The sequence below is a fragment of the Rahnella variigena genome, from assembly GCF_003610915.1.
GTDB classification, from domain to species: Bacteria; Pseudomonadota; Gammaproteobacteria; order Enterobacterales; family Enterobacteriaceae; genus Rahnella; species Rahnella variigena.
In genome coordinates, this window is the sequence record NZ_NSDJ01000002.1 from 340,726 (window position 1) to 357,988 (window position 17,263).

Consider the following 17,263-nt stretch of genomic DNA (forward strand, 5'->3'; position numbering starts at 1 on the left):
ATACTGTATGCATAAACAGTATTTTGTGAGGTTATTATATGAACATCTTTTACCCAATACCAGACCCATTGAAGCTTCTAATACCTTTCTTCCAAGACAAAGTGCAGGCAGGTTTCCCCTCACCAGCACAGGACTACATTGAGAAAGGTATTGATTTAAATGAGCTTTGTGTAAATCATCCCGCAGCTACATACTTCGTGATGGCGACAGGCATGTCGATGGTCGATGCTGGAATCTACGAAGGGTCTTTACTTGTTGTTGACCGAAGCCTGCAGGCTAAGCATGGAGACATCATCATTGCATCATTGGCTGGTGAGTACACCGTGAAGCGTCTCTGCACTCATCCAGTTGTTCAGCTTGTGCCAATGAATCCAGATTTCCCGCCGATCGTTCTTCATGACGGTGGCGATGAACTTGAAGTGTTTGGAGTCGTCACTTTCAGTATTAATGGGTTCCAGTAATGTTTGCCCTTGCCGATGTGAACAGCTTCTATGCCAGCTGCGAGACTGTGTTTCGTCCTGATTTGAAAGGGCGGCCAGTGGTTGTTCTTAGCAACAATGACGGTTGCGTAATTGCTCGCAGTACAGAAGCGAAGAAACTAGGAATTAAGATGGGGGACCCGTTCTTTAAGATGCGTGATCTCTTTGAACGTCACAAGATAGTGACCTTTAGCAGCAATTACGCGCTGTATGCAGACATGAGCTCGAGGGTGATGACGGTGTTGGAAGAAATGTCGCCAGCCGTGGAGGTTTACTCAATTGATGAGGCATTTATGAACCTGCAAGGGGTTAGTAATTGCCAGAATCTGGAAGAGTTTGGACGCGAGGTGAGGGCTAAGGTTCTTCGGTGGACTGGTTTGACCGTAGGTGTTGGAATTGCACCGACTAAGACCCTAGCCAAACTAGCTAACCATGCTGCAAAGAAATGGACAAAGACCGGCGGTGTGGTTGATCTGTCTCTACTTGCCAGGCAGCGTAAGCTGATGGCATTGGTGGAAGTTGGGGATGTGTGGGGAGTTGGCAGGCGCATTTCCAAAAAACTTAATGATATGGGCATTAAAACTGCGTTGCAGTTGGCAGACACTCCGACGCCGCTGATACGAAAACACTTTAATATTGTATTAGAACGAACCGTGAGGGAATTACGTGGGGAGCCATGTTTAGAACTCGAAGAATTTGCGCCAACCAAACAGCAGATCGTCTGCTCTCGTTCATTTGGTGACCGCGTTAGCGAATATGACCTGATGCGTGAAGCTATCTGCAGCCATGCAGTGCGGGCAGCAGAGAAGCTTCGCGGTGAGCATCAGTACTGTCGCCATATTTCAGCATTCGTCAAAACCAGCCCGTTCGCTATGAATGAACTGTATTACGGCAAAACTGCAGGTACAAAACTGCAGATACCTACTCAAGACAGTCGCGATATAGTAGCCGCTGCCACGCAGTGCCTGGATGCAATCTGGCAAGATGGCCACCGGTTTCAAAAATGTGGAGTGATGCTGGGTGACTTCTATAGCCAAGGGGTGGCACAACTGGGCCTATTCGATGAGTACAAGCCACGTACAAATAGTGAGCAGCTCATGGCTGTTCTCGATGGTATCAACCACAGTGGAAAAGGACGAGTCTGGTTTGCGGGGCAAGGTATTCAAAAGAGTTGGGAGATGAAACGTCAGATGCTCTCACCCGCCTATACCACGCGCTTCAGTGATTTGATGCGCGTGAAAGTCTAACCAGTGGGTCATTTATCGGTTTTATCAGCTCAGGCCCGTTGTTCCGAATGCTGCCGACCTTTTGCATAACTGGATGCCAGGTGAATTTTGACGACGGCACGGACTCCTTCTCGGCTATTTCCAATGCGCGTTCTGGAAGAGTGTCACCATCCAGCCACTCCAGCGCCTGTGTGCGGTCAAGAACGAGCGGGCGTCTGTCATGGATATCGAGCAGTCCCTCATCACTAGCAGCGGTCACGATTACAAAGCCATCATCCTCCGGCGTTTCGGCTGCGTCAGGGTGATACTGGCTTATGGCCGCAAAGAACAGCGGGACATGTGATTTATGGTAGATGAAGTACGGCTGTTTGATCTTAGCGTTAGATTGGTCTTTCTTCCATTCGTACCAGCCATCCGCCATTACTAATGCACGCCCATGCTCGAATAGCGGTTTAAACATCCTGCTCGTTGCCACCGTTTCAACACGCGCATTGATCATCGGTGGCCGCTTTGATTCTTTCGCCCAGCCAGGTTGATATCCCCAGTTAACAGGATCGAGAAACATTTTATCGTCGCGCTGATTGAGCAAAAGGACGCGTGAACCGGGTGCGACGTTGTAACGGTCGAGCGGTATATCATCGATGCTGCTGGCGAACTCTTTATCAGGCGAGAGAACTTCAATGTAATGAGATCGGGGTTCGTACTGAGTGAAGCGTCCGCACATATAAAATCCTCCATTGGTGGATCATAAGTATAGACCTTGAAGATAACTTGATGGGGTAGTCAGTCCTTCTGCACAACTAATTATATTATTCGTAAATTCATGCAGTTATAAACACCACCTTTCACAAGTTAAAAATTGCAGAAACAGATGTATTTGCTTTGCTAATCAGAAAGTTAAAATATTTCTTCGCGCTGCTGCTGCGTCATATGGAATGCGCGGAAAAGAGAGATAGAGGGAAAAACCTTCCCCAAAACGAAATGTAAGTGGTTGATCTAAATAGCATGAGATATACACTGCGTGCGACTGAAAAAGCGCAAGAAAAACACACTTAACACACTGTTTTTTATAAACAAAGTAAATATTTTAAGCATGTACTCGTAACGTAAACGGCTGACCATCACAATCGATAACAGATAAAGACAGGCGCACACCGAGTAAGCGACGCCGGCTCCGGCGACATACATAAAACCGCCGAGCGCCGGGCCGACCATAGACGCCGCCTGACCTGAAACACTGTTAGCGGCCATCGCCCGCGCCAGTAAATGCGGCGGCACCAGTGCCGGAAGCATCGACTGTAAAGACGGCGCTTCCATGGCTTTGGCGGTCGAAATGATAAAAATCAGGCCGAGGATAATGACTTCGTTGACGTGATGCGTCAGTGACAAATACGCCAGGGCGGCAATCGCCACCCATTCTGCGATTTGTCCGAGCAAGACCACGCGGCGGCGGTCAAACTGATCCGCCACGTGTCCGGCGACCAGCGCCAGCGCGACAGAGGGGAAAAACTGCACCAGCCCGATCAGCCCCAGATCAAACGCCCTTCCGGTAATCGAGTAGATTTGCCAGCTCACCACAATGGAAAGCATCTGGAAACCAAAACTGGAGGCCGCACGGGCTATCCAGAACGCCACAAACGAGCGGTGCTGTAACAGTGAATCCGGATTACCGGAAGAAGATGACATGACAAATCCCTGAAAAATGAAAGATGCCGTGTCTGCTGGTCGCATGCGACAAGTTAGCCCGGCAATTATTGTGGATACAAATAATTAACAAACAATCTTACCGGCCGTTTTACCATAAAAAATTCAACAAATCTTCCTATCACATTGTGAAGAAAGTGTGCAGTTCGTGTGCAAGTGCCTCTGGTTGCTCCTCGGGAATAAAATGCCCGCTGTTGGCGATAATAATTCCGGTGACGTTTTCTGCGAAATCTCGCAACGGTACGGCCATATCCGGGATAGAACCCTGATCGGCACTCACCGCCAGCAGCGGCATCTGCAATTTTCCCTGACGGTTAAGCTCACGGTTCTGCTCAGCAGAAACTGTGACCGAACGGTAATACGCCAGCCCGGCGCGCAACCCGCCGCTTTTGAGGAGAACGCGCAAATATTCGCTGATATCTTCGTCCGTAAAGGCATCAGGCGCTGCCGTTTTTCTGCGTAAAAACCAGTCCAGATAGATCCGTTCATTTCCGGTAATCAATGCTTCAGGTAAATCGGGAAGGGTATGAAACGCAAAGTGCCAGGTTTTCCATGATTTATCCGGCGTGACCGGCAGCGCATCCGGTAAGGTAATTCCGGGGATCCCGGCATCGAGCAGCGCCAGCCGTTTCACTTCATTCGGGTAGAGCGCGGCATACGGATAAGCCACCCAGGCTCCGACATCGTGGGCAACCAGAAAATAGCGTGTATGTCCAAGAGACTGCATCAGCCCGTGGGTTTTCTGCGCCAGACTCTGTGTGTCGTAGCCGGTTTCTGGCCGGTCGGAATCGCCCTGACCCGGCAGATCAGGGGCTACCAGCCAGAAAGTATCCTTCAGATCCTGCATAACGTGACGCCATGCAAACCAGCTCTGCGGGAAACCGGCCAGCAGCAGTAAAACCTCGCCGTCAGGATTTCCGCCACAAACGTAATGCATTCGCACGCCGTCCACTGTGGCGTAATGGTGATGAAATCCTTTCAGTGTTGGATCGGGTGTACCGAAAGGCGCCGTGGCAACGGAAGTGGAAGGCATAATCTGAGTCATGATATTTCTCCTGTTAAAGTTTATTAGGAAATGTTTATTTCCTAAATGACAAAAAATTTTTAATCGAGGATTTTTAGCGCCAGTTCCAGCGTGGAGTCAGCGTCCGGATTGTTTTCAACTTTGCCGGCAACACGCATTCCCAGCACGATATAAAGCATCAGGGTTGATGCGGCTTGTGCATCAATGGCCGTTGAGACTGAACCGTCACGTTGCCCCAGTTCGATCAGCGAAATCAGGAACGCTTTATTGCGGGTAATCGCCTGGCGAACCAGCCCGGCAACTTCATCATCGAAAGTCAGCAACTCAACAGTGCCGGCGACAACCAGACAACCGCGACGGCCTTCAATTTCATGGGAGGATTTGAGATAAAAGCGCAGCACCTGGGCAATACGTTCGCGCCCGGTCGTGACGCTCTCAATCTGCTGGCGCAGCTGAGCATTGCGCAGAGAGGTATAGCGCTCAAAAACGTTGAGAAACAGAGTACGTTTATCAGTGAAAGCCTTGTAGATGCTGCCCGCCGTCAGGTTCATCGCCCGACTCAGGTCGCTGACTGATGCGGCATGAAAGCCTTTCTCACGAAATACCGTCATGGCGTTATCCAGCGCCAGACCGGTGTCGAACTCACGCGGGCGTCCGCGTTCTCTGGAAGGGGAAGGTTGCATTGGAATCGCCACCATTAGGAAACGTTAATTTCCTAATGGTGGCACTGCGTCGAGGAACCGGCAAGCTATTTTTCTAAAGCTGGCAGAATTGACGCAAAACGGGTGTTTATTTGTGACTGTTTGCCAGCAAAAAGTTACCAGCGTAACTTACGACCAGAATATTCCACGAAATGATGGCCGCCCTTACCGGATAAGGCTTCAAACTGTTCGACAATACCGGTGCTACTTTCTTCAATCGTCAGGGTGGCATTTTCACCGCCCATATCAGTTTGTACCCAGCCCGGATGGACGGAAAGCAGCGTCACTTCCTGTTTTTCTGTCTGTTCCTGCAAACCACGGGTCAGCATATTCAGCGCGGCTTTGCTGGCAGAATAAAGCGGATAGGTTGCCACTTCGTTCTCGTTGAGACTGGAAAGCTCAGACGTCATCAGCGCCAGCACGCCAGTGCGGTGGTTTAGCAGCGGCAGCAATTCGGCAGCGCAGCGGACAGGGGAGATGGCGTTGGTCAAAAACAGCTGAAGAATTTCGTCATCGCTGGCCTGATGAATATCCTGATGATCCGGACCGAACACGCCTGCATTCACAAAAATCAGATCAAAATGGCTGGCGGAAAGCGCGTCTTTTACCGCCTCCCTCGCTTCGGATTTATTGATGTCCAGTTTTACCCATTCAACCGACGCGGGGCTTTTATCAGGTACGGCCTCACGCGTGGTAGCAGTCACCTGCCAGCCGCGCTTTGTGAGTACGTCCACCACACCTAAACCGATACCGCGCGATGCGCCGATGATCAATGCTTTCTTAGAGTCAGTCATATTCATCCTTATTTAATCAATACGTTAACATCAGTTTATTGTTTTCATTAAATCCGTAAATCTGCTTCGTATTAATTGCAGTATGAGCCTGTAAAGTTTGGGCAACAATGGGCTGGAGTCTGATTTTCCTTGTCGGCAGAGCGCCTGATGATGGACTTTGGTTTTATGGCTAGCGCTAGTGAATGAGGCGGTAAGTCTTTATTATAGGAGCGGATGAAGTATTCATGTTGTTTCCAACAGACAGGCAAAGGTGAATAAAAGCATGATCGCCATAAAATGGTTTAGCCTCGTATTTGTCCTCGTTTTACTGCTGTCTTTTGGATACAGCTATGCAAAAGCCTCGCAAACCCGTGAAGAACCCGCAGGGCAGAGCTGGTCTACGGCGCGGCGGGATTCCGCCGGAATTGCGCCGGATCCGGCCAAACTCAAAAGTACCGCCATTGTGCAGATTTATGCTGCACCGACCTATGGCTGGCGCGGACTGGTTGCTGTGCATCCGTGGATCATATTCAAGCGGGAAGGGGAAACACAGTTTACCCGTTATGACGTCATCAGCTGGGGCAGTACCAATGTGGTTCGCCGTAATTACGCTATTCCGGATGGCTACTGGTTTGGTTCGCAGCCACGTTTGCTGGTGGATCACCGTGGCGCGCAGGCGCAATTGATGATCCCAAAAATTGAAGCCGCCATTAAAAGTTACCCGTATCCGCACACTTATCACGCCTGGCCGGGACCAAACAGCAACACGTTTATGGCGCATATTGGCCGTGAAGTGCCGGAACTTGAACTGGATATGCCGTCTAACGCCATCGGTAAGGATTATCGCGGAATCACTAATCCGATTGGGTTGCCGCCTTCCGGGCGTGGTGTTCAGGTATCGTTGCTTGGGCTTCTGGGCGTTACGCTGGGCGTGGAAGAAGGTCTGGAAGTTAACGTGCTGGGGCTGAACCTGGGTGTCGATGTCAAAAACCCGGCGTTGCGTTTGCCGTTTGTCGGGCGCGTAGGATTTGATAATCCGGGAAAAGCAGAGCTTTAATCAAGACTTAACCGGCATTTCAACAAAAAAGGCCCGCCATTTCTGGCAGGCCTTTTGTCTTTCAGGAGGCGCTTACTTCACGCACTTCGCGCAGGTGCTTGCGTGGATTTGCTGGAAGAAATCGTTGCCTTTGTCATCCACCAGAATGAACGCCGGGAAGTCTTCGACTTCGATTTTCCAGATGGCTTCCATACCCAGTTCAGGATATTCCACACATTCCAGGCTCTTGATACTTTGCTGAGCCAGAACTGCTGCCGGTCCGCCGATGCTGCCGAGATAGAAACCGCCGTGTTTATGGCACGCGTCGGTCACCTGCTGGCTACGGTTACCTTTTGCCAGCATGATCATGCTGCCGCCGTTGGATTGCAGAAGATCCACGTAGGAATCCATGCGGCCAGCGGTGGTCGGGCCGAGAGAGCCGGAAGCGTAACCTTCAGGGGTTTTCGCCGGGCCTGCGTAGTAAATCGGATGATCTTTAATGTACTGCGGCAAACCTTCGCCGTTATCCAGGCGCTCTTTCAGTTTGGCGTGCGCAATATCACGACCAACGATAATCGTACCGCTCAGGGAAAGGCGGGTTGATACCGGATATTCAGAAAGCTGCGCGAGGATTTCTTTCATCGGACGGTTCAGGTCAACCTTCACCACACCGGCTTCGCCTTGCTGACGCAACGCTTCTGGAATGTACTTGCCCGGATTTTCTTCCAGTTTTTCGATCCAGATACCGTCGCGGTTGATTTTGGCTTTGATGTTACGGTCTGCTGAGCAGGAGACGCCCATACCGACCGGACATGACGCGCCGTGACGTGGCAGACGTACTACGCGGATATCGTGGGCAAAGTATTTGCCGCCGAACTGTGCGCCCAGGCCAAGATTGTTGGCTTCAGCCAGCAGTTCCTGTTCCAGATTGACGTCGCGGAATGCCTGGCCGTGTTCGTTACCTTCAGTTGGCAGACCGTCGTAGTAATGGGTAGACGCCAGTTTCACCGTTTTCAGCGTCGCTTCAGCTGAAGTTCCGCCAATCACGAAAGCGATATGGTACGGCGGACACGCTGCTGTACCCAGCGTGCGCATTTTCTCAACCAGATAATCTTTCAGCTTAGCTGGCGTGATCAGCGCTTTGGTTTCCTGATACAGATAGGTCTTGTTCGCTGAACCACCGCCTTTGGCGATGCACAGGAATTTGTACTCGTCGCCATCGACACTGTAGAGATCGATTTGCGCAGGCAAATTGGTGCCGGTGTTCACTTCTTTGTACATATCCAGCGCAGCGTTTTGGGAATAGCGCAGGTTATCTTCAATGAACGTGTTGTACACGCCCTGAGACAGGCTGGCTTCGTCGCCGCCACCGGTCCAGACGCGCTGGCCTTTTTTACCCATGATGATGGCGGTACCGGTGTCCTGACAGGTTGGCAGGATACCTTTGGCCGCGATTTCAGAGTTACGCAGGAATTGCAGCGCGACATATTTGTCGTTTTCGCTTGATTCCGGGTCATGAAGAATAGAGGCCACTTGTTGCTGATGCGCAGGGCGCAGCATGAAAGAGGCATCGTGGAACGCCTGCTGGGCCAAAAGGGTCAGCGCCTGCGGTTCCACTTTTAACACTTCTTCACCATCGAAGGTGCTGACAGATACGTGATCTTTGGTCAGCAGGTAGTATTCGGTGTCATCTTTAGAAACGGGGAAGGGATTTTGATAATAGAACGGTTTGTTCGACATTGTTTTCTCACTTTTTCCGTTTTTGCCGCCACGGATGGGACTGTTGACTCGGTATAGCAGAGGTATTCGGGGCGACGTTTATATTCGTTCTGTATGTTGCCAGCCAAGTACACAGGCTGGCAACGGGGTTTATATGTTTTCTTTCAGTAAATGCTCTGTTAATGCTTTGTGGGTGATTTTATCGCCACAATCAGAACATCATCACCATCCACGGATAACCGATTACCAGTAAAGCAATCAGGAAGATGGCACCAAAGATCGTCCCGAGACGCCAGTAATCTTTGGTTGGCAGATAACCGCTGCCGTAATAAATCGGGCTTGGACCGGTACCGTAAGGTGTGATGATCCCCATAACACCCAGAGACGTCACCATCAGCAGACAGAATACCTGCATATTAATACCCGGAATGGCGGCACCAATAGTCAGCATAGCCGGTAACAGCGCGGTGGTGTGCGCCGTGGTGCTGGCGAACAGGTAATGCAGCAAATAAAACGCCAGCAGCAGGGCAATCGTCGCCGCACCCGGGGAGATACCGCCCATCAGCGCTGCGCCTTCTTTACCCAGCCAGGCGATGAAACCGGTGCGGGATAAGCCGTCGGCCAGTGCCACCAGTGTGGCGAACCAGGCAAAGGTGTTCCAGGCGGGTTTGTTGCTGGTGATGTCGTTCCAGTTCAGCACACCGGTCCACAGCATCAGTACCACGACCAGCAGTGCGGCCATTGCCGGTTCAATGAAGCTGGCTGCGAAAATCCACATTGCCAGCGCACAGCACACGAATACCAGCAGCAGGATTTCATGACGGGACATTTTGCCCAGTTTCGCCAGTTCAGCGGTCGCCCAGCGAGGTACTTCGTCATTGATTTTCACTTCTGGCGGGTAGAACCAGTACGCCAGCAGCGGCATGGTCAGCAGAAGCAACAGACCGACCGGCAGGAAGGCGATGAACCAGGTGCCCCAGGAAATGTTGATACCGGTTACGCTGTTCACGATGCCCAGCGCCAGCAGGTTTGGTGCCAGTGCAGACAGGAACATGGAACTGGTGATACAGGCTGCGGTAATCGCCACCCACATCAGGTAAGAACCAATTTTACGTGCGCTCGGGTCATTCGGTTTTGAACCGTACAACGGCGGCAGGTTGGCAATGATCGGGTAGATTGTGCCGCCGCTGCGCGCGGTGTTGGAAGGCGTAAACGGTGCCAGTAATAAGTCAGCGAAGGTGATGGCGTAACCGAGCGTCAGGCTGCGGCGGCCGAGATATTTCACCAGGATCAGCGCCAGACGGCGGCCAAACTGGGTTTTATCGTAGCCGGCAGCAAACATGAACGCGCCGAAGATTAACCAGACCGTGGAGTTACCAAAACCACTGACGGCCCATTTGAAGGACTGTGCTGCGGTTTTGAATTTAGGATCCGCCAGCTCAGCCGGGCTGAACAACAACCACTGGCTGAACAGGGCGATGACCACTACACCGGTTAAGCCGATAACGGCACCCGGCAATGGTTCGAAGATCAGGCCAACAATGACGCCCACGAAGATGGCGAAGAAATGCCATGCATAAGGTTCAAGCCCGGCAGGCACCGGAACCAGCAGCAACAACACCGACACCAGCACGGGAAGTATCATAAAGATCCAGCGATTTTTTTTGCCGGGTTCGGCTTTTTTCGCTGGCTCTTTCACCGCAGTTTTTGTTATTTCGCTCATAATATTTATCTTAGGTAGTTAGGAATATTGTGATGATGCATAGGTAAGATGTAGTCTGGTTTTTTTAGTTACTTAATATTTTTTTAGTTATTAAATGGTGGCATGTTCATTGCCTCATTATTGTTATTTTTGTCTGATAACTCTTATTCCCCGTAAGAGGGAGGAAATGTTTATATAATGCGATTTCCCTATTTTTAACTGTTGATCTTGATCAAGAAAATACGGGGCTGAATTGTTTTTTAAATCGAATAAAACAAAAGAACAGGCTTTATCTGATTAATTATGGCGAGACAGGAGGGCGACATCGTTTGCGGGCAGTATTCTGGAAGTGTTCGGGGAGTAGATCAGCAAAAATGGAGTAGGGCAAATGAGAGGCATTCACAGTGTTGAGCTACATCCGCAGGTTGTCTTCAGGCTTTCATGCGCCACTTGTCAGCGGCTGAACTTCATGATCTGCCGGAGGATAAGGGCGGCAGGATGTAATAATATTCTCATCAGTTAAATACAATTACACCCGTAGTTTACAGGAATGTGATTATTTAATTTGTTAGTTAACATATTTTTAATATAACAGGCATTAAGTTAATAGATAAATAGTTAATTAACTAATGTTAGAGGTTTAGAAAGTAAAAATAAAACTATATTAATAAGCATGATTCCGGCTTTGAAATAATACAACGAATAATAAATAAACATTTCAACACGCTTCACAAAAATAGCGCGCCGGTGACGAATTCAGATTTAAAACCTTAAAGTTTGGAGTCACTATTATGAGCAACAACGATCTGCTATTGAGCCCGTTTACTTTACCGAATGGCACTGTGCTGAAAAATCGCATTCTGATGGCGCCAATGACCACCTGCACCGGCTTTTATGACGGCACCGTCACCAGCGAACTGGTCGAATACTACCGTGCCCGCGCCGGTAGCATCGGTACGGTGATTGTTGAATGCTGTTTTGTAGATGACAAAGGTCTGGCATTCCCGGGCGCCATCGGTATCGACAACGACGCTAAAATCGACGGACTGGCGAAAATCGCTGCCGCAGTGAAATCTCAGGGTTCAAAAGCCGTTCTGCAGATTTATCACGGCGGCCGCATGAGTGAGCCAAAACTGATCGGCGGCCAGCAGCCTGTCGCGCCAAGTGCATTAGCAGCACCGCGTGAAGGCGCAGCCACACCTGTCGCGCTGACTGCAGAAGAAGTCGACGGCATGATCGCCAAATTTGGTGAAGGCGTGCGTCGTGCCATTGAAGCCGGTTTCGACGGCGTAGAAATCCACGGTGCCAATACCTATCTTATCCAGCAATTCTTCTCTCCGAATTCCAACCAGCGTGACGACAAATGGGGCGGCAGCCGTGAAAATCGCGCACGCTTCCCGCTGGCAGTGCTGGACATTACGCATGAGATGGCGAAGAAATACGCCGACGACTCTTTCATTATTGGTTACCGTTTCTCTCCGGAAGAGCTGGAAGAACCGGGTATCCGTTTTGCTGACACCATGTACCTGCTGGAACAACTGGCGGCGCGCGGTCTGGATTATCTGCATTTCTCCCTCGGTTACTCGCTGCGTCCTTCCATTGTCGATACCACGGATCCGACACCGCTGATCGACAAATACGTCGCAATGCGTTCCGACACACTGGCAAAAATTCCGGTGATGGGCGTGGGCGGCATCGTCAACAAATCCGATGCGGATATGGCGCTGGAACACGGCTACGACATGATTGCTATCGGTAAAGCGTGTATCGCTTATCCGGACTGGACTGACCGTATCGCCGCCGATCAGAAACTCGATCTGTTCATTGACAGCACACAACGCGAAGCGCTGACCATTCCTGAGCCGCTGTGGCGTTTCTCGCTGGTAGACGCGATGATCCGCGACATGAGCATGACGTCGAAGAAATTCAAAGCCGGTGTGTTCCAGGAAAAAGTGCAGGCCCCTGCACATGAACTGGCGATCAGCGTGAGTCTTGAAACTGATCGCATTGCGGATATCGCGCTGGAAGCAGGTGCGGATCTGGATGTGGAATTCACCACCAGTTTTGAAATTATCCGTACCCGTATTCTGGACGCCAACAGCCCGCACGTTGATGCGGTGACTGGCGCGACCGAACAGAGCGAAGCGGTAAAAAAAGCGGTATCCAAAGCGATCGCTAAATCCTGCAAAGCGCAGTTGCTGGAAGAGGGCGGCAGTCTGAATGAGCCACAAAACTACGACGTTGTGGTGGTGGGCAGCGGCGGCGCAGGTCTGGCGGCGGCAATTCAGGCGTGTGACGAAGGGGCGAAAGTCCTGATTGTTGAGAAAATGTCTACCATTGGCGGTAACACCATTAAAGCGTCGGTTGGTATGAACGCCGCAGAAACCCGCTACCAGAAACTGAAAGGCATCGAAGACAGCAAAGAGCTGTTCTATCAGGAAACCCTTAAAGGCGGCCAGTTCAAAAACAATACTGTGTTGCTGAAAGAGTTCATCGAACGTGCGCCGCAGGCGGTGGAATGGCTGGCGGAGCACAATATTGAACTGAGCGACATCACCATTACCGGCGGGATGAGCATCGACCGTACGCACCGTCCGGCGGATCGCAGCGCAGTTGGCGGCTTCCTGATCAGCGGCCTGGTGAAGAATCTCAACAAACGCAACATCGACGTCATGCTCGACACTTCTGTCACTGAAATCCGTTATGCCGATGGCGCGGTGCAGGGCGTGAATCTGCTCAATGATGAAAACGAAGTGCTGGTGGTTAACGCCAAAAGCGTCATTGTCGCTACCGGCGGTTTCAGCGCTAACCGCGACATGGTCGTGAAATATCGCCCTGAGCTGGACGGCTTTGTGACCACCAACCACAAAGGCGCGACCGGTAGCGGCATCGCCATTTTGCAAGATATCGGCGCTGGCACAGTTGATATGGGTGAAATCCAGATCCACCCGACCGTTGAACAAACGACGTCTTATCTGATTTCAGAAGCCATCCGTGGCGGCGGTGCGATTCTGGTCAGCCAGGCGGGCAAACGCTTCTTCAATGAAATGGAAACCCGCGACAAAGTCTCCGCGAACATTATCGCGCTGCCGGAGAAATTTGCTTACGTGGTGTTTGATGAGCAGGTGCGTCTGAACAACAAAGCGGCTGACGAATACATCGCCAAAGGATTTGTGATCAGCGGCAATTCACCACGCGAACTGGCGGCGAAACTGGAGATGAACTCAGACGCCTTCCTGGCGACGCTGGAAAGCTATAACGTGGCCGTTGATAAGCAGGATGACGTGGAATTTGGTCGTCGCACCGCGCTGCGCCACCCAATCAATCAGGGGCCGTTCTATGCAATCCGTATCGCGCCGGGCGTGCATCACACCATGGGCGGCGTGACCATCAACACCGATACCTGCGTGCTGGATGCGCAGCAACAGATACTCGGCGGCGCATTTGCGGCGGGTGAAGTGGTCGGTGGTATCCACGGCGGTAACCGTATCGGCGGTAACGCCGTTGCAGATATCATTATCTTCGGTATCCTTGCAGGACAAAACGCCGCGAAATTCGCGATGCGGTAACCGTTTATCACCAAGGTAATACAATGACGCCAGACGATCGTGTTTATGCTTATTCCGCTGTTTTGATGGGTTCGCCCATTCTTCTTAAGCTGTTTGAACATAACGAGAGTCTGGCGTCTGGCGTTTTCAGGCTGATCAAACATCAGGAAAACACCTTCACGGTGAACCGTCCGCACTCCGATATCATGGCGATTAACCATGCCGCAGGACGTGACCCTGTCACTGTCAGCCCACCGGTGTTTGAGTTAATCCGTCGCGCTAAAGCCATCAGTTGTCTGCCCGACAGCAGTTTCAATTTCACTATCGGCCCGCTGGTTAAACGCTGGAAAATCGGCTTTAGCGGTCACAGCATTCCGGCGGCTCAGGATCTCCAGACGCTGCTGGCGCTGACAAATCCTGAAGATGTGATCCTTGATGAACAAACCCGCTCGGTGTTTCTGCAACAGGCAGGAATGGAGATTGACCTTGGCGCGATTGCTAAAGGTTATATTGCCGATGTGGTGCGTGATTATCTGCGTGAACAGCAGGTTGAGAACGCGTTAATCAATCTGGGCGGGAACGTACAGACGTTAGGTGCCGGTGCGGATGGAGCGTGGGCAATTGGCCTGAAAAAACCGTTTTCCGAGCCGGATACGCTGATTGGGGTAATCAACGTTATCGGTAAATCGGTCGTGACGTCTGGTATTTACGAACGTTATTTCGAGCTGGAGGGTCACTGTTATCACCATATTCTCGATCCGAAAACCGGCTATCCGCTGGATAACGAATTGCTCAGCGTAACCATTATTTCAGAAGATTCGATAGACGGGGATATCTGGACAACGTTGCTGTACGGAATGGGCGTGGAGAAAAGTCTGGCGTATCTGAAGCAGATACCGCACATCGAGGCGATTTTTGTCACCCGCGACGGGCAGATTGTTTTGTCATCTCAGCGGCAGTTTACCTTCACGCCGCTGGATGACAGTTACCGTGTCACAATTTACTGACAATACTGTTTTAACAGCGAATAGTGATCGGCCTGCAAACGGTAGCGGTAAACCGGGCGGCCGGTGACACCGTAGTGAATGCTGGTAAACAGAATGTTCATCTGCGCCAGCCAGATCAGGTATTTACGGCACGATACCCGCGAAATATTCACCGAACTGGCCAGTTCATCCGTGGAGAATTCCATGGTCGGATGGGCATCAATCCACTGACACAACGTGCGCAATGTCTGCGGCGTTAAACCTTTCGGCAGCTTTTTGGTGTCCGCAGCGGCAGGATTACTGCCGTGGATCAACCGGTCAACGTCAGACTGCTCGTAATACTGCTGATTATCCATCAGCGTTTTTTTCTGCTGCCAGCCGGTCAGCGCTTCCTCAAAACGGGAAAACTGGAACGGTTTGATCAGATAATCCACCACGCCATAATTGAGCGACTTCTTGATGGTTTCCGCATCAGCAGCTGAGGAAATCACAATCACGTCGATTGGCCGGCGGGCGTTGCGCAGTTCAGGCAGTAAATCCAGCCCGTTGTCCTGCTGCATATACACGTCGAGCAGAATCAGGTCGATAGAAAGCTCTGAATTCAGAACCAGATCTTTCGCCTGTTGCAGCGTCGATGCCGTACCGCAGCACGTAAAACCTTCTATCTGGCCAACATAACAGCGGTTCAGCTCTGCTACCATGGCATCGTCGTCAACTATCAGCACATTGATCAAGAACTTGTCCTCTCCGCATCCCAGGGAAGTTGTACAAAAAATTGGGTGTAAACGTCAGGCTCTGATTCGACATTAATCGAACCGCCCAGGCTTTCGACCTGCTGTTTAGCCAGGAACAGGCCCATACCGCGTTGATCGCCTTTTGACGACACCCCTTTTTCAAAAATGGTTTCAATATTTTCCGGCTGAATGCCCGGACCATCGTCACTCACGATGCACGCCAGCTGTCCGTTCTGATAATGCAGCAACACGCTGACTTCACCATCAGGCTGCTCACCGAGTGCGTCCAGCGCGTTTTCAATCAGATTGCCGAGCACGGTGATCAGCGCAGCCACCTGATCTTCATTATTGTTGTCCGGCAACAGGCTGTCATCGCTGAGCGTCAGCAAATGCCGGGTATCAGACGCGCGGTTAATTTTGCTCAGCAGGAAACCGGCAATCACCGGAGATTTAATTTTCAACAGCAGGGAACCGATTTCCGCCTGATAATTATTGGCCGTTTTGAGGATGTAATCCTCAAGTTGCGCGTAACTTTTCATATGCAGCAATCCGAGGATCACGTGCAGCTTGTTCATAAATTCATGCGATCTTTCACGCAACGAATCGGCATAGTTTACCATGCCGCTCAGACGCTGCATTAACTGGCTGACCTCGGTTTTATCCCTGAAGGTACAGATGGCGCCAATAATCACGCCATTATTGCGTACCGGCACCGTGTTGCTGAGCAGTAAACGGCCTTTGAAATTGATCTCTTCGTCACGGCGCGGCACACCGGTATTCACCACGTCCCGCAGATTGGCGATCAGCGGCAGAGTGCTTTCATCCGGTGTCACGTCTTTAGCGGTTTCCTGAAATATTTGCCGGGCTGTCTGGTTAATCAGCGTGACATGCGCCAGATCGTCTACGGCGATTACGCCTTCTTTGATCGACTGCAACATCGCCTGACGCTGTTCGAACAGCGTCGAAATTTCATAAGGTTCCAGCCCGAACAGGATGCGTTTGAGCATTCGCACCAGACAATACGTGCCAAGTGCGCCGACAATGATGCCGAACAGCACCGTCCACAAAATACTCCAGCGGCTCTTATTGATTTGCTCGGTGACTTTGACCAGCGAAATCCCGATAGCAACCACGCCGATTTGTTTGTGATTATTGTCGTAGACCGGCGTGAAAACCCGCAGCGCTTCATCGAGCGTGCCTTTATTGATTGAGACGTTCTCTTTGCCGAGCAGTGCCGGATTGATGTCATCGCCGATAAAATGATGACTGATCACATCCGCATTCGGATGCGAATAACGGATGCCGTCCATATTGGTGACTACGATAAACAGCAGATCGTTACGTTTTTGGACGGAGCTGGCGATCGGCTGAATGATATTGCTGTCAGGCGGCAGAAGCAGGGCGCGTTTGGTTTCCGGCAGATCCGCCATGGTGCGGGCCACGGCCAGCGCTTTATCTTTCACACCGTCGCGGGCGGTATCACTGACTTGCACAAAATACAGCATATGCACGACCAGCAACACGGAAGCTATCACCGCGCTGACCATCAGAATGACCGATGTGCTGAGTTTCATGGGGTGCTTGCGCACGGGATGGCGTTGCTGCGAGTCGCTCATGGGATGGGAGCCCCG

13 protein-coding genes and 1 pseudogene are annotated in these 17,263 nt (G+C 51.2%); 5 read left to right on the top strand and 9 right to left on the bottom strand.

The window, feature by feature from the left end; all coding sequences use genetic code 11:
- Positions 1 to 38 precede the first annotated feature (38 nt).
- Both umuD and CKQ54_RS23505 read left to right on the top strand, forming a co-directional pair.
- A complete protein-coding gene (gene umuD, locus CKQ54_RS23500; protein ID WP_120163646.1) occupies positions 39 to 461 on the top strand; it encodes a translesion error-prone DNA polymerase V autoproteolytic subunit in 423 nt (140 codons plus the stop codon).
- Positions 461 to 1,726 carry a Y-family DNA polymerase gene (locus tag CKQ54_RS23505; protein ID WP_120163647.1) on the top strand — a complete coding sequence of 422 codons (1,266 nt, stop codon included), beginning with the start codon at positions 461 to 463 and terminating at the stop codon, positions 1,724 to 1,726. The genes umuD and CKQ54_RS23505 overlap by 1 nt, the downstream gene beginning before the upstream one ends.
- Here the strand turns inward: CKQ54_RS23505 and CKQ54_RS23510 are convergent.
- The 5 genes and pseudogenes from CKQ54_RS23510 to CKQ54_RS23530 form a co-directional block, all read right to left on the bottom strand.
- The gene (locus CKQ54_RS23510; protein WP_120163648.1) at positions 1,698 to 2,429 is read right to left on the bottom strand and encodes an SOS response-associated peptidase family protein; all 732 of its coding nucleotides are present in this window, start codon (positions 2,427 to 2,429) and stop codon (positions 1,698 to 1,700) included. The genes CKQ54_RS23505 and CKQ54_RS23510 overlap by 29 nt on opposite strands.
- A gap of 374 nt (positions 2,430 to 2,803) precedes the next feature.
- Positions 2,804 to 3,391 (bottom strand): annotated as a pseudogene (locus tag CKQ54_RS23515) (MFS transporter); the annotation flags it as partial.
- Between the two features lie 139 nt (positions 3,392 to 3,530).
- Complete coding sequence (locus CKQ54_RS23520; protein WP_120163649.1) at positions 3,531 to 4,454, bottom strand: alpha/beta fold hydrolase; 924 nt, start codon at positions 4,452 to 4,454, stop codon at positions 3,531 to 3,533.
- Positions 4,455 to 4,513: 59 nt separating this feature from the next.
- Positions 4,514 to 5,131 carry a TetR/AcrR family transcriptional regulator gene (locus tag CKQ54_RS23525; RefSeq protein ID WP_120163650.1) on the bottom strand — a complete coding sequence of 206 codons (618 nt, stop codon included), beginning with the start codon at positions 5,129 to 5,131 and terminating at the stop codon, positions 4,514 to 4,516.
- A gap of 119 nt (positions 5,132 to 5,250) precedes the next feature.
- Positions 5,251 to 5,928, bottom strand: coding sequence for an SDR family oxidoreductase (locus CKQ54_RS23530; RefSeq protein ID WP_120163651.1), 678 nt, complete (start codon positions 5,926 to 5,928; stop codon positions 5,251 to 5,253).
- 262 nt (positions 5,929 to 6,190) lie between these two features.
- Between CKQ54_RS23530 and CKQ54_RS23535 the strand changes: the two genes are divergently transcribed.
- Positions 6,191 to 6,964 (top strand): DUF3750 domain-containing protein, encoded by a 774-nt coding sequence (locus tag CKQ54_RS23535; protein WP_120163652.1) that lies wholly within the window; start codon positions 6,191 to 6,193, stop codon positions 6,962 to 6,964.
- A 72-nt stretch (positions 6,965 to 7,036) separates the two neighbouring features.
- Here CKQ54_RS23535 and fumA read toward each other — a convergent pair whose 3' ends face one another.
- Positions 7,037 to 8,683 (bottom strand): class I fumarate hydratase FumA, encoded by a 1,647-nt coding sequence (fumA, locus tag CKQ54_RS23540; RefSeq protein WP_113877325.1) that lies wholly within the window; start codon positions 8,681 to 8,683, stop codon positions 7,037 to 7,039.
- A gap of 190 nt (positions 8,684 to 8,873) precedes the next feature.
- Positions 8,874 to 10,385 (bottom strand): anion permease, encoded by a 1,512-nt coding sequence (locus tag CKQ54_RS23545; protein WP_120163653.1) that lies wholly within the window; start codon positions 10,383 to 10,385, stop codon positions 8,874 to 8,876.
- A 770-nt stretch (positions 10,386 to 11,155) separates the two neighbouring features.
- Here CKQ54_RS23545 and CKQ54_RS23550 point away from each other — a divergent pair.
- Positions 11,156 to 13,933 carry a flavocytochrome c gene (locus CKQ54_RS23550; RefSeq protein ID WP_120163654.1) on the top strand — a complete coding sequence of 926 codons (2,778 nt, stop codon included), beginning with the start codon at positions 11,156 to 11,158 and terminating at the stop codon, positions 13,931 to 13,933.
- Between the two features lie 23 nt (positions 13,934 to 13,956).
- A complete protein-coding gene (locus tag CKQ54_RS23555; protein WP_120163655.1) occupies positions 13,957 to 14,919 on the top strand; it encodes an FAD:protein FMN transferase in 963 nt (320 codons plus the stop codon).
- Here the strand turns inward: CKQ54_RS23555 and dcuR are convergent.
- Positions 14,913 to 15,632: a two-component system response regulator DcuR gene (dcuR, locus tag CKQ54_RS23560; protein ID WP_112286620.1), complete on the bottom strand. Its 720-nt coding sequence runs from the start codon at positions 15,630 to 15,632 to the stop codon at positions 14,913 to 14,915. The genes CKQ54_RS23555 and dcuR overlap by 7 nt on opposite strands.
- Positions 15,629 to 17,248: a sensor histidine kinase gene (locus tag CKQ54_RS23565; RefSeq protein ID WP_120163656.1), complete on the bottom strand. Its 1,620-nt coding sequence runs from the start codon at positions 17,246 to 17,248 to the stop codon at positions 15,629 to 15,631. Before CKQ54_RS23565 ends, dcuR begins: the two co-directional genes overlap by 4 nt.
- Positions 17,249 to 17,263 lie beyond the last annotated feature (15 nt).

Coding starts and splice junctions, on each gene's coding strand:
- CKQ54_RS23520 (WP_120163649.1), bottom strand. CDS start 4,454: ATGACTCAGATTATGCCTTCCACTTCCGTTGCCACGGCGCCTTTCGGT.
- CKQ54_RS23565 (WP_120163656.1), bottom strand. CDS start 17,248: ATGAGCGACTCGCAGCAACGCCATCCCGTGCGCAAGCACCCCATGAAA.
- CKQ54_RS23510 (WP_120163648.1), bottom strand. CDS start 2,429: ATGTGCGGACGCTTCACTCAGTACGAACCCCGATCTCATTACATTGAA.
- CKQ54_RS23545 (WP_120163653.1), bottom strand. CDS start 10,385: ATGAGCGAAATAACAAAAACTGCGGTGAAAGAGCCAGCGAAAAAAGCC.
- CKQ54_RS23550 (WP_120163654.1), top strand. CDS start 11,156: ATGAGCAACAACGATCTGCTATTGAGCCCGTTTACTTTACCGAATGGC.
- CKQ54_RS23505 (WP_120163647.1), top strand. CDS start 461: ATGTTTGCCCTTGCCGATGTGAACAGCTTCTATGCCAGCTGCGAGACT.
- CKQ54_RS23535 (WP_120163652.1), top strand. CDS start 6,191: ATGATCGCCATAAAATGGTTTAGCCTCGTATTTGTCCTCGTTTTACTG.
- CKQ54_RS23555 (WP_120163655.1), top strand. CDS start 13,957: ATGACGCCAGACGATCGTGTTTATGCTTATTCCGCTGTTTTGATGGGT.
- CKQ54_RS23525 (WP_120163650.1), bottom strand. CDS start 5,131: ATGGTGGCGATTCCAATGCAACCTTCCCCTTCCAGAGAACGCGGACGC.
- CKQ54_RS23530 (WP_120163651.1), bottom strand. CDS start 5,928: ATGACTGACTCTAAGAAAGCATTGATCATCGGCGCATCGCGCGGTATC.
- fumA (WP_113877325.1), bottom strand. CDS start 8,683: ATGTCGAACAAACCGTTCTATTATCAAAATCCCTTCCCCGTTTCTAAA.
- umuD (WP_120163646.1), top strand. CDS start 39: ATGAACATCTTTTACCCAATACCAGACCCATTGAAGCTTCTAATACCT.